The sequence below is a fragment of the Rhizobium sp. 10PS4 genome (genome assembly GCF_032464805.1).
GTDB classification, from domain to species: Bacteria; Pseudomonadota; Alphaproteobacteria; order Rhizobiales; family Rhizobiaceae; genus Rhizobium; species Rhizobium laguerreae.
The window spans coordinates 64,444-76,511 of record NZ_JAWDIW010000005.1 but is presented as its reverse complement, the minus strand read 5'-3'; the positions used below and the strand labels follow the sequence as shown (position 1 = coordinate 76,511).

Genomic DNA, 12,068 nt, shown 5'->3' with positions numbered 1-12,068 from the left:
CCGAAACCTCACATGGCTGCATTCCCCAAAAATGCGCCTTCCGGTAGACATTATTCGCGCCTTGGTGGTGACGGGTAACATGAAGCGCCCTCAGTTTCAATCCGAGAGCACCTGCCGCTTTTCACCGCTGATAAATGGGGGTGGTGGACCTTTTTTGAGTGTGATGCCGAGCGGTTTTCGGGCGACATCATGCTCCAACTATTCGTTTGGAGCATTCTATTCTAAGGCGCGAGCGTCTGCTTGATCTGCCAGCGGTCGTGATACCAGAGCCACTGCTCCGGATATTCCCGCACCCAGCTTTCCACCTTGTCGTTGAGCAGCTGGGCGACGGCCGGCAGGTCGAGATTGCCCTTGGCGTCGCGCGGCATGTCCAGCCGCGGCTCGATTTCCAGCCGGTAGCGATTTCCGGGCAGACGGATGCAGCGCGCCGGATAGACCTCGCAGTCGAACTGGCGCACCAGCTTCGGCAGCAGCGGATTGGTCTTGACGTCGCGGCCGAAGAAGGTGCCCTTCAGCCCCTTGCGGAATTTCTGGTCGACCAGCACGCCCACCCCCTGGCCTGCTTCCAGCTGACGGGCGAGCGCAAAGGACGAGCCTGCATGCGAAGGCACCAGCTTGCCCATGCGGGCGCTCCGGAAGTCGAACACCTTCTTGGCGACATAAGGATTATTCGGTGGGCGAAAGAGCACGGTGACGTTGAGCCCAAAGGCGGCACCCGCTACCGGCAGCAGCTCGAAATTGGCGGTATGGCCGGTAAAGACGATGAAGGGGCGCGGATTGTCGCGCAGGTCGAGGAAGATCGGGACGCCCGACACCTCCACCCTGCCCGGCTCCGCCTTTTCAGGATCATAGTCGAACAGCTGATCGAGGAAGACGTATTCGGCCGCAAGCCGGCCCATATTGCCCCAGCTGCCGAGCGCGATCTCCTCGATCTCGGCCTCGCTCTTGTCAGGGAAGGCATTGCGCAGATTGGTCAGCATCAGTCTGTGGCGGCTGGTCAGCCGGCCGAGGCGGCGCATCATCCTGTCGGCGAAGCGGATCGCGCCATCGGCCGGAAACAGCTTCAGGAAATTCAGGAAGCCGAACATCATCTGAGCCACCAGCCATTGCTGAAAATTCCTCAGCGCCAGAACGATCCGGGTGATGAAGAGCTTCACGCGGTCAGTCCATCTTCAGGATGATCTTGCCGAAGATCTGGCGCGATTCCATCCGCTCCAGCGCCCGGTCGATATCGCTGAAGCTGACCTCGGTATCGATGACGGGATGGACGAGCCCGCGGCCCATCTTCTGCATCGCATCCGCCATGTTCTCCATACGGCAGCCGAAGGAGCCGAAGAGCTTCAGCTGCTGCTGGAACAGCATCATCAGGTTCATCTCTGTCGAAACACCCGAGGTCGAGCCGCAGGTGACGAGGCGCCCACCGCGCTTCATGCAGAGCATCGAGCCTGCCCAGGTGTCCTTGCCGACATGTTCGAAGACGACGTCGACGCCCTTCTTCTTGGTGAGCTTGCGCACCACGCCTTCGAAACGGTCGGTGCGGTAGTTGATGACGTGATCGGCGCCGAGCGCCTTGGCCTTTTCGATCTTGTCGTCCGAACCGACCGTGGTGATGACGGTGCAGCCGATCTTCTTGGCGAGCTGGATCGCCGCCGTGCCGATGCCGGAGCCGCCGGCATGGACAAGGATCGTCTCGCCCGGCTCAAGCTTGGCATTGTCGAACAGCATGTGCTCGACCGTGCCGAAGGTGACCGGAGCAAGCGCCGCGCCGATCGCGTCGACACCGGGAGGGGCCGGCACCAGCAGGCGCGCCGGCAGGTTGACCTTCTCCTGGGCGAAGCCGTCGAGATGGAAGCCGTGCACGCCGGAGACATGTTCGCAGAGATTGTCGCGGCCTTCGCGGCAGCGGCGGCAGAGGCCGCAGGTGCGCGCGCCGTAGATCGCGACGAGTTGGCCCGGCAGCACGTTGGCGACGCCCGGCCCGATGGCCTCGACGACGCCAGAAGCTTCCGCACCGATGACCAGCGGCATCTTGCGCTTGGCGAATGCCATGCCGCGCCAGCCCCAGACGTCGATATGGTTGAGCGCCACCGCCTTGACGCGCAGCGTCACCTCGCCGGCACCAGGAGCGTCCGGTTCCGGCAGGTCGGTGATCTCAAGCTTGCGGTCATCGATCAGTTGCAAAGCGCGCATGGCAAAATCCCTCGCCTTCAAGACGGTCTTCTTGTTTTGAAATTGTCGCGAACCGCTTAAGCCGGTTCAAGCGCCATGACAAGGCTGGCATTCTGCCCGCCGAAGCCGAAGGAGTTGGAAAGCACGGCTGAAACCTGGGCTTCCCGCTTCTTGTTCGGCACGACATCGAGAACGATCGACGGATCGGGGTTGTTATAGTTGATCGTCGGCGGCAGCGTCCCGGTCAGCATCGTCTGCAGCGAGAACACCGCCTCGACGGCGCCCGCCGCCGTCAGCGTATGGCCGATCATCGACTTGTTGGACGACACCGGAATGCCGACGAGCCGATCGCCGAACACGGCCGACATCGCGCCATACTCCATCTTGTCGTTCTCCGGCGTCGAGGTGCCGTGCGCATTGATGTAGCCGATGCCACTCTCGTCGATGCCGGCATCGGCAAGGGCCGCGCGGATCGTCGCAATTGCCGGGCCGCCATCGGGCGACGACCGGGTGCGGTGGAAGCTGTCGGCCTTGTCGCCGGCGCCCTTCATGATGCCGAGCACCTTCGCGCCGCGGGCAACCGCCGATTCCAGCGATTCCAGCACCAGGGTCGCAGCACCTTCGGCGATGACGAAGCCGTCGCGATCCTTGCTGAACGGCTTGGAAGCCTTGGTCGGCGGATCGTTCTGCGTCGAAAGAGCTGACAGCAGCGAGAAGCGGATCAGCGCTTCGGCACTCAACGATCCGTCGGTCGCGACCGTCAGTGCGCGATCGGTGCGGCCTTGGCGGATCGCCTCGATGCCGAGCTGGATCGCCGTGACGCCGGAGGCGCAGGCGGTCGACAGCGTGACGGGAAGGCCGCGGGTGCCGAACCGGTCGGCAAGGCGCTCGGAAATCGCACCGAACAGGGCCGCCTCATGGAAGGCCGGATCCGGACGCTGACGCAGCGCCGTCAGGAAGCGCTCATAGGCATCCCCCGGATGGTCGGAAGCCGGCGAACGGTCGGCAAGCTCGAAACGCGCGCTCCATTCCGGCTCGATCGGCGGGGCGGCGAGGAACAGTGGGCCGTTGAAATCACCGGAAAGGCCGGCATCGGCAAGCGCCTCAATCGTCGTTTCGCGGGCGAAGGCATAGGAGCGCTCGACGGCGTTCGGCACCGGGATGCCGATAAAATCGACGGTGCCGGCGATCCGCGTCGACAGGCCCTCGGTCGGGAATCGGTTGATCTCGTGGATGCCCGACGTGCCTGACGAAAGCGCTGCCCAGTTGTCGCTGAGGCCCTGACCGAGCGAGGTGATGATGCCCATACCGGTAACAGCCACGATCGGACGGCCGAGGTGATCTCTATAAGCGGAAGCTGTCATATCTCTCACTCCTCACGCATCTGCGGAAAGAACGGCAACGCCCTCGCCGCGCTGGTGTCCGACCGTAGTCACGACGGCTGCGGTGGCGCCTGCGCGCATCGGCGCCTCATGGGCGGCGTCGAAGGGCGGAACCTTGGCCTTGCCGTCGACGGCAAGGGCGGCAAGCGCCAGACCCAGCGTGAAGTGCGTCTCGATCGTATGGCCGGTGACGCCGCCGAAGCCGCGGATCGCGACGTCGGGCAATTGATGTTCGAGCACCGCCCGCTCGCGGGCGGCAAGATCGTGCATGCCGGTCGATCCGGAAAAGATCGCCGTGCTCTCAGTGGCAAGCCCGGCAGCCGGCGCCAAAAGCCGCTCCAGCCGAACTTCGAGATTGCCGGAATTGCGGTTGCCGCGGTCACCCTCGACCGCGTCGATGACGGCATAGATATGGGCGCCGCGAGCTCTAGCGTGTTGGCGCGATTCCAACACCAGGAAGGCGCCTGCCGAACCGGTGATCATGCCGCCGCCGTCGCTCGGCCTGCGCGACCAGAGCGGCACCCAGTCGCCGCGCGCATGGGCGCCGATCGCTTCGGTGAGCAGGATCATGTCAGGCCGCTCGGCCGCGAAGGCGCCTCCAACAAGCGCATGCGAGGATTCGCCTGATTTGATGCGGTAGAAGGCGGTCTCGACGGCGGATATGCCGGCCGCTTCCTCGCCCATGAAGGTACGCGACGAGCCGGTGACCTTGTGCACGATCGAGATGTTACCGGCGAGCAGGTTGGAGAGCTGGGCGAGGAACAGTGTCGGCCTCAGCTCGGTCGTCAGCTTCTCGTTGAGCAGCAACTCGCGGTCATTGCGCTTCAGCGCTTCGTCGACGATCAGTGTGTCAACATTGATGTCGCGCTCGCCGCCGCCGGCCGCCACGATCATGTCCATCGTGCCGCAGGCTTCGATATCATCCTTGAAGCCGGCATCGTCGAGCGCAAGGCCGGCGGCGAAGACGCCGATGCGCTGCCAGTTCTCCATCTGGCGTTGATCGCCGCGCTTGGCGATCTGCTGCGACCAGTCGATCTCGGGCAGCGGATGCACCGGATAGGGCTTGAACTTTTCGGTCTCGACAATCGCCTTCGGCGTGCTCGCGGCCGAAAGCAGCGCGATATGCGCATCCTTGCCGACGCCCTGACAGGTGACGATACCGATGCCCGAGATAACGACGTCGTTTGCAGCCTTGCTCATCCAATCACTCCCTGCGCCGCGATCGCTTCGAGAAGCCCGATCTCGCCGGCACGTTTCTTCACGATATCGCCGAGCGGCACCTCGGAAAACGGCATGGTGCGCAGTTTCAGCTGCGCATCGCAGACCTTTTTGCCGCCGCTCGTGATTTTAGCCTTGGTGACCGCGAAACCCGAACCGTCATGCTCCAGCACCGCCTCGATGTCGAGCACGGCTTCCGGTTCGACGAAAGTGCGCATCTTGGCGCCGTCGACGGTCATCAGGAAGGGCATGGCGGCAAAATTGGTGACGGCAAGCACCAGCATGCCGGAGGCCTGGGCCATGGTCTCGATCAGCAGCACGCCGGGAACGAGCGGCATGCCGGGGAAATGACCCTCGAAGACGGGGCTCTTCGCCGGCACGACGGATCGCGCCTTAAGCGTGCCCTTCTTCAGGTCCACCGCTTCGACGCGGTCAATCATCTGGAAATATTCCAGCAGCATTCGGATCCTCCGGCCCGACAGGCCAGATCCGCCCGCCGGTGACGCCTAAAGCGCGTCTGGTTCGCACTTTAGGTCTTTGTTTTTATGCATGCCGCCCAAAACCGCTGCGCACTTTTGGGCGGCATGCACTAGTTAGGAACGAAACCGCCCGGCCGCCATATTCAGGGCGGCAGGGCGTTCAAAAAAGACTTTTATGGCGCTCAGGCCTTGGCTGCTTTGAGCTCGTCGATCTTGGCGCAGAGGTTCTTCAGCACGAAGTATTCTTCGGTGGAAACCTTGCCTTCGTTGACTTCCTGCGTCCACTTTTCGAGCGGGATCTTGATGCCGAATTCCTTGTCGATCGCAAAGACGATGTCGAGGAAATCGAGGCTGTCGATACCGAGGTCGTCGATCGTATGGCTCTCCGGCGTGATCGTCGCGCGGTCGATCTCGCTGGTTTCTGCAATAATGTCGGCAACTTTATCGAATGTAGCGGTCACGCGCTGTACCTCATGAAATGACAATTTAAACCCCTCATAGGCAAATCCTTTTCAAAAGCCAATGCTTTCGTCCCAGCGCTGCGGCAATTTGCCGGCTGGGTGTTGCCTAAACAGCAATGGAATGCCGGCCTTTGCCGTCACCCAGGGCGCGAGACGATGCCGCTGCAGAAAACCCGTTCGCCCACCGGGCGAAGAAGCCCTCCGAATCAAACCCGCGGACGGCCTCTTCTCGGCGCAAGCGCTTCGGGCGTAGCCATGGCATGGAAACTTTGATCTGGATCAACTCGCGATCCCGGCAAAATTGATAATCATCAAGCCGCGCTGGAAGAAATCGGGATAGCCGAACCCGCAATCGCGGCGTAATCGTCTACGGTATGCCTGGCATGCGCAGCTACGCCCGGCACACGCGGATTTCGAAGGGATCAGGGTATGGACGTCGCACACAGTGGGGTTCTCGAGGTTGGCATCCCCGTCGCCTGCCGTTCCTGCCAGGCGCGGCACGGCGTCGTTTGCGGCGTACTGTCGAGCCTTCAATTGAAGGACCTCGGCCGCCACTCGCTGCGCCGCAAGGTCGATGCCGGCGGCGAGATCATCGCTCAAGGGTCGGAAAGCTCGTTCTATTCGAATATCATGTGCGGCGTGGTGAAGCTCTGCAAAGTCATGCCGGATGGGCGCCAGCAGATCGTCGGCCTGCAATTCGCCCCCGATTTCGTCGGCAGGCCCTTCGTGCGCGAAAGCACGCTCTCGGCGGAAGCCGCGACCGATGCCGAAATCTGCGTCTTCCCGCGCAACCTGCTGGACCGCATGATATCGGAGACACCGGAACTGCAGCGCAGCCTGCACGGTCAGGCGTTGCGGGAACTGGATGCCGCGCGCGAATGGATGCTGACGCTCGGCCGGCGCACCGCGCAGGAAAAGGTCGCAAGCCTGCTCCACCTCATCGCCACCCATGCCGAACCGCAGACGCCCACGAGCACCGCCTTCGACCTGCCGCTCTCCCGCGCCGAGATCGCCGATTTCCTGGGGCTGACGATCGAAACCGTCAGCCGCCAGATGACCAAGCTGCGCAAGCGGGGCGTGATCCGCATCGAGAACAACCGGCATATCGTCGTCCATGACATGGATGAGCTGGAACGGATGATCAGCGCATAACCCGTTCGGTTAGCGCGTAATGACCACGCGGGTATTGGCAAGGCCGGCCTGCCGCGTCAGCGAGAAGAACTGGGCGGCATTGTCCGGATGCAGGCGAACACAGCCATGCGAGGCCGGCCGGCCCAGGCGCTTCAGGTCGAAGGTGGCGTGAACGGCATAACCGCCGTTGAAGAACACAGCATACGGCATCGGCGCATTGTCGTATTTCCTGGAGCGGTGATCACGCGACAGCCACTTGGCGCTCCACGAACCGGTCGGCGTGACATAGCCGTTGCGCGCAGTCGAAACCTTCCAGCGATACTTGACGAAGCCGTTCTCGGAAACAGTCATCGTCTGCTTGCCGATGCTGATATTGGCGATCAGCGTTGCCGCCTGAGCGGCAACAGGAGAAAACTGCAGCAATAAACTTGCGGCCGCAGCCGCCAAAATCGTCTTCATCATAGCCCCTCTTCGAACACACGCAGCTTAATTGCGCCCTCACGAAAGAGAGACTACGGCAATACTTATTAGATTGCTTTAATCCGAATGGTAATCACAATTTTAACGGCGCATGGCAGCAAGCGGGTGCGCCGCAGGCTTATTGAAGCTTGCGCTTCGCCCCAGCCTGATTGAGCCCTTGGTAGGCCTTGTTCATCTTCTCGCGGATCGAGGCCATGGTGCCGAGATTATGGCCGCAGGCGGCACAGGTGATGATGTCGGTCTCCCGGATCTCGGGACGCTGGAACTTCATCTTGGTGCTCTTGCACTTCGGGCACGGTAATTCAATCTGAACTGTCATCGCTCTGCTTCCGGTCTGGTGGAGGTAGGAGGCGTTTCGCATAAACGTTTGAGTGGGAGCTGTCTACCGAGGCGTGGTCGTACCGTGCCGCCTCTACAGAAAACACAAGAAAAGCCCGAACGTCACACCGGCGAGCACCATGCAGCTGGCGTAGAACACCGATACGCCGTCCTCGATGTCGCCTGAGGTCGCCACGTCGCGGCCGGTGTCGTTGATCATCGGCTCGGCCACGATGACGCCGCCATAGATGCGCGGCCCGGCGAGCTGGACATTCAGCGCGCCGGCCATGGCCGCCTCCGGCCGGCCGGAATTCGGCGAGCGGTGCAAGGCCCCGTCGCGCATCGCCACCCGGATCGCCTCGCGCCCGGCGCTTGTTCCCCGCCGGATCCAGGCGCCGGCAGCGATCAGCAGGATGGAGAGCCGGGCGGCCGGCCAGTTGGCGATATCGTCGAGGCGGGCGGCGGCCCAGCCGAAGTCGATGTATTTTTCCGACTTGTGGCCGATCATCGAATCCGCCGTGTTCAGCATCTTGTAGGCGAAGAGCCCTGGCAGGCCGAAGACGGCATACCAGAGCGCCGGCGCCACGACGCCGTCGGAGAAATTCTCGGCAAGGCTTTCGATCGCCGCGCGGCAGACGGCTGGCTCGTCCAGCGTCTCGGGATCGCGTCCGACGATGCGGGAAACGGCGGTCCGCCCGCCGGCAAGCCCCTCGTCGCGTAAGGCGACGGCGACGGCCGCGACGTGATCGGCAAGGCTTTTCTGCGCCAGGAAGATCGCCACCAGCCCGGTCTCCAGCAAGATGCCGGCAAGGCCGAACAGCGCGAAGAACCGGTTGAACACGAAGCCTGCGGCCACCGCCAAAAGAAGCAGCGCCATGATGGCGGCGATACCGTTCATTCGGCGTTGCGAGCCCGTGAGGCTTGCCGGGTTGAGCTGCTGGTCGGCATAGGAGATCGCTGCACCGAAAATGACGACGGGATGCGGCATCCGCGACCACAGCCATTGCGGATCGCCGGCGATACGGTCAAGCAGCAGCGCCAGCAGCAGTACGAGAAGGTTTTCGTCGATCGTCATCGCTCAAATCTCTGAAGGGCTTCGCCAAGCCGCCTGTCTGCCGCCGGGTCAGGCGTCAGCCCGAAACGCAGCCAATCCGGCGCATAGTCGAACTTGCGGACGAGAATATGATGGCGGCAGAGATGCGTGTAAATGTCGCCGGCCCTCGCATCGGCGACAAGGGTGAAGAGTGCCGTCCCTCCTGAAATCTGCAACCCGGCGCCCTCCAGCACGGTATGCAGGCCGGCGCAGCGCTCATCGATGCGGCCGCGAATCGGAGAAACGTCCGAGCGCAGCAGCGAACCTGCAATCGAAAGAGCCGGGCCGGAGACCGCCCAGGGGCCGAGCCAGTCGTCGAAACGCGCAAGAATATCGTCCCGCGCAATCGCAAAACCGAGCCGCAGGCCAGCAAGCCCGAAGAACTTGCCGAAGGAGCGAAAGATAATGAGGTTGGAAAGCTGCGGCGCACGGGATGTAAGGCTCGGCGCCGGATCAGTATCGCCGAAGGCCTCATCGACGACGAGAAGCCCGTCCGCTGCTTTCATCCTGTCATGCAGGGCAATCAGCGTTTCGGTCGGCCATATCAGCCCATCGGGATTGTTGGGATTGACGACGATAGCCAACCGATGCCCACCGCCGATCGCGGCAATATCGCCGACCGCATCGACGGCAAACCCCACAGAGGCGAAGGCGCGGGCATATTCGCCGTAGGTCGGCGATACCACGGCAATTTTGTTGTCCGTCACGGCGACCCTGTTGTCCGCCACGGCAATCTTGTTGTCCGTCACGGCGACCCTGTTGTCCGTCACGGCGATCCGTCCGCTCGGATCAACGAGACGCGGCAGAAGCTGGATGACCGACTGCGTACCTGGCACCGGCAGCGGCAGGATCTCACCGCTGCCATAGTAGTCACGCGCTGCACGCCTTGCCTCATCAAAAAGATGCCGGTCCGGCAGGCGATGCCAGGCTCTTGCCGGAATATCCGGCAGAGCGACGGGGCACGGGTTGATGCCTGTGGAAAGATCAAGCCAGTCTTCCGGCCTACCACCGAAGGCGGCGGCAGCGGCGGTGATGCCGCCGCCATGGGCGATCGGTGCGCTCATCCGGCAGCTCCGGCGAGATCGATCAGGTGCATGTAGGAGCCCGCTACCTGGTCGCGCCGGAGCCCGGCAGCCCCCAGATCGGTTCCGAGCGCATCCTGCACCTGAAAAAGCCGCTTGCCCTCGCCCTCGGAGACGACGGTTGAATAGTGGAATTCATGGGCCGTCATCATCCGCGCGAAAAAGGCGCCGTCGAGCGGCACAACACGGCGATAACCGAGATGGCGCTTGCGCTCGGCATAGCTCGTGACGACGGGCAGCAGGCCGAGCATCTGATGGCGCTTGCCCTCCGCGTCGATCAACCCGTCGCCGAGCACCATGTAGCCGCCGCACTCGCCATAGATCCGGATGTCCCGCGCTGCCGCATCGAGCATGCCGGCGCGGAAATTCTGCGCCTCGGCGAGCCGTCCGGCATGCAACTCGGGATAACCGCCGGGCAGATAGATCGCGTCGGCATCCAAAGCCGGCGCCTCGTCGGCGAGCGGCGAGAAGAAGGAGATCGCAGCACCTCGGCGGCGCCAGCCGAGCAGCATATGCTCGTAGGAAAAGGCAAAGGCGACATCGCGCGCCACGGCGATGCGTGCGCCCAGCGGCGGCAGCCGGTCGATATTGGCGGCCGATGGCCGGTTGAGCCCCTGCTTTGCAATGCGCAGCAGGAATTCGAAATTGCATTCCTCGGAGACCGCATCCGCCGCATGGTCGATGAAGTTGTCGAGCGTCGCATGTTCGCCGGCCTGGACGAGCCCGAGATGACGTTCCGGCAGGGAAAGCCCTTTGTCGCTGCCGATGACGGCGATGACGGGCATGCGGATAGCCTCCAGCGCCTGTCGCAGCATCGCCTCGTGCCGTTCGCTGCCGACTTTGTTGAGGATGACGCCGGCGACGCGGACATCGGCGCGGAAGCCGGCAAAACCGGCAACCAGCGGCGCCACTGACTGCGACATGCGCGAGGCGTCGACGACGAGCACCACGGAAAGCCCCAGTTGAGTGGCGAGTTCGGCCGCCGTTCCCTTTCCGTCGGCCGCGCCGTCGAAAAGCCCCATCATCGCCTCGATGACGAGGATGCGGTCGCCGGAACGGTGAAGGGCGGCATTGGCCGAGATCAACTCCGGGCGCATCGCCCAGGGATCGAAATTCAGGCAGAGCGTGCCGCTCGCTGCCGCATGGAAGGCGGGATCGATATAGTCAGGGCCGGCCTTGCCGGGCGCGACCGCGATGCCGCGCCGGCGCAGCGCCCGGAGCAGCCCGAGCGTCACCGTCGTCTTGCCGGCGCCGGAGGAAGGTGCTGCGATCAGGAGGCCGCTCATGCCGTCACCTTGCCGGAACGGCGGAATGGATCGGGTTGCAGGCGCCGTCCGCCGAGGGCGCCGAGCCAGTCGAGCGAGGCCCTGAGCCGCACCACCTCGCCGACGACGACCACGGCCGGCGGCTCCAGGCCGGAGGCGGCAACGGCCTCCGTCGCCTCTCCAAGCGTCGTCTCCAGCACCTGCTGCCGGCCGGTCGCGGCATTACAGACGAAGGCGACGGGCTCGGTCGGCAGCCGGCCGGCGGCGATGAGATTGGCGCTGATCTCGGCGACATGTTTCATCGCCATGTACATGACGATGACGGGCGAACCTCGGCCGATCGCCTCCCAGTTGATTCTGTCGGGCACGATGCCGGAGGAATCATGGCCGGTAAGGAAGGTCACGGCATGGTTGATGTCGCGATGCGTCACCGGAATGCCGGCATAGGCGAGCCCGCCGATACCGGCGGTGATACCGGGCACGATGCGGAAGGGGATATTGTGCTCGACCAGCGTCAACGCCTCCTCGCCGCCGCGCCCGAACACGAAGGGATCGCCGCCCTTCAGCCGCAGCACCCGCTTGCCGGCGCGCGCCAGCTCCACCAACCGCAGCGAGATGTCGCGCTGTTTCGCCGAAGGTTTGCCGCCGCGTTTGCCCGCATATTCCACCAGCGTTTCCGGCCGCGTCAGCGCCAGGCATTCCTCGTTGACCAGCGCGTCGTGGACGATGACGTCAGCCTCGGAAAGCCCTTTGGCGGCGAGCAGCGTCAAAAGCCCAGGATCGCCGGGACCGGCGCCGACGAGCCAGACGCTGCCCGGCTCAAGCGCCGGAAGATGGGAGAATGCGGCATCGATCATGTTGCTGATCTAGGCCCCGCAAAGGGCAAGGTCAACGCCGCGCTCGTCACCTCACTTGAAGTTGCTGAGATGATCGTGACTCACTTCGTGAAGTGTCGGATTCGATTACGCAGAAAAGCCGCGCAACAATATG

At 63.4% G+C, this 12,068-nt stretch carries 13 protein-coding genes; 1 reads left to right on the top strand and 12 read right to left on the bottom strand.

Annotated features, from left to right (window positions below):
- Positions 1 to 221 precede the first annotated feature (221 nt).
- The 6 genes from RWJ89_RS10735 to RWJ89_RS10710 all read right to left on the bottom strand — a co-directional run bounded on the left by RWJ89_RS10735 (position 222) and on the right by RWJ89_RS10710 (position 5,709).
- Positions 222 to 1,157 (bottom strand): lipid A biosynthesis lauroyl acyltransferase, encoded by a 936-nt coding sequence (locus tag RWJ89_RS10735; RefSeq protein WP_222040266.1) that lies wholly within the window; start codon positions 1,155 to 1,157, stop codon positions 222 to 224.
- A gap of 4 nt (positions 1,158 to 1,161) precedes the next feature.
- Positions 1,162 to 2,190, bottom strand: coding sequence for a zinc-binding dehydrogenase (locus RWJ89_RS10730; protein ID WP_221943828.1), 1,029 nt, complete (start codon positions 2,188 to 2,190; stop codon positions 1,162 to 1,164).
- Positions 2,191 to 2,246: 56 nt separating this feature from the next.
- Positions 2,247 to 3,533: a beta-ketoacyl-ACP synthase gene (locus RWJ89_RS10725; protein WP_003540471.1), complete on the bottom strand. Its 1,287-nt coding sequence runs from the start codon at positions 3,531 to 3,533 to the stop codon at positions 2,247 to 2,249.
- A gap of 12 nt (positions 3,534 to 3,545) precedes the next feature.
- Positions 3,546 to 4,751 carry a beta-ketoacyl-ACP synthase gene (locus RWJ89_RS10720; RefSeq protein ID WP_222061069.1) on the bottom strand — a complete coding sequence of 402 codons (1,206 nt, stop codon included), beginning with the start codon at positions 4,749 to 4,751 and terminating at the stop codon, positions 3,546 to 3,548.
- Positions 4,748 to 5,230 carry a 3-hydroxyacyl-ACP dehydratase FabZ family protein gene (locus tag RWJ89_RS10715; RefSeq protein WP_003540474.1) on the bottom strand — a complete coding sequence of 161 codons (483 nt, stop codon included), beginning with the start codon at positions 5,228 to 5,230 and terminating at the stop codon, positions 4,748 to 4,750. The genes RWJ89_RS10720 and RWJ89_RS10715 overlap by 4 nt, the downstream gene beginning before the upstream one ends.
- A 200-nt stretch (positions 5,231 to 5,430) precedes the next feature.
- Complete coding sequence (locus RWJ89_RS10710; RefSeq protein WP_003540486.1) at positions 5,431 to 5,709, bottom strand: acyl carrier protein; 279 nt, start codon at positions 5,707 to 5,709, stop codon at positions 5,431 to 5,433.
- Between the two features lie 429 nt (positions 5,710 to 6,138).
- On the opposite strand from RWJ89_RS10710, the gene RWJ89_RS10705 reads away from it, so the two are divergent.
- Positions 6,139 to 6,861, top strand: a complete 723-nt coding sequence (locus tag RWJ89_RS10705; RefSeq protein ID WP_222061066.1) for a Crp/Fnr family transcriptional regulator — start codon at positions 6,139 to 6,141, stop codon at positions 6,859 to 6,861.
- 9 nt (positions 6,862 to 6,870) lie between these two features.
- Here the strand turns inward: RWJ89_RS10705 and RWJ89_RS10700 are convergent, their stop codons facing one another.
- The 6 genes from RWJ89_RS10700 to cobA all read right to left on the bottom strand — a co-directional run bounded on the left by RWJ89_RS10700 (position 6,871) and on the right by cobA (position 11,935).
- The gene (locus RWJ89_RS10700; protein ID WP_168321650.1) at positions 6,871 to 7,299 is read right to left on the bottom strand and encodes a L,D-transpeptidase; all 429 of its coding nucleotides are present in this window, start codon (positions 7,297 to 7,299) and stop codon (positions 6,871 to 6,873) included.
- A 139-nt stretch (positions 7,300 to 7,438) separates the two neighbouring features.
- Positions 7,439 to 7,639 (bottom strand): ECs_2282 family putative zinc-binding protein, encoded by a 201-nt coding sequence (locus tag RWJ89_RS10695; protein ID WP_316030905.1) that lies wholly within the window; start codon positions 7,637 to 7,639, stop codon positions 7,439 to 7,441.
- Between the two features lie 93 nt (positions 7,640 to 7,732).
- Positions 7,733 to 8,713: an adenosylcobinamide-phosphate synthase CbiB gene (gene cbiB / locus RWJ89_RS10690; protein WP_316028623.1), complete on the bottom strand. Its 981-nt coding sequence runs from the start codon at positions 8,711 to 8,713 to the stop codon at positions 7,733 to 7,735.
- Positions 8,710 to 9,795 carry a threonine-phosphate decarboxylase gene (locus RWJ89_RS10685; protein ID WP_222061063.1) on the bottom strand — a complete coding sequence of 362 codons (1,086 nt, stop codon included), beginning with the start codon at positions 9,793 to 9,795 and terminating at the stop codon, positions 8,710 to 8,712. The genes cbiB and RWJ89_RS10685 overlap by 4 nt, the downstream gene beginning before the upstream one ends.
- A complete protein-coding gene (locus tag RWJ89_RS10680; RefSeq protein WP_221998037.1) occupies positions 9,792 to 11,099 on the bottom strand; it encodes a cobyrinate a,c-diamide synthase in 1,308 nt (435 codons plus the stop codon). The genes RWJ89_RS10685 and RWJ89_RS10680 overlap by 4 nt, the downstream gene beginning before the upstream one ends.
- Entirely contained in the window at positions 11,096 to 11,935 is an 840-nt protein-coding gene (gene cobA, locus RWJ89_RS10675) for a uroporphyrinogen-III C-methyltransferase (protein ID WP_221998035.1), read from the bottom strand. Before cobA ends, RWJ89_RS10680 begins: the two co-directional genes overlap by 4 nt.
- Positions 11,936 to 12,068: the final 133 nt, after the last annotated feature.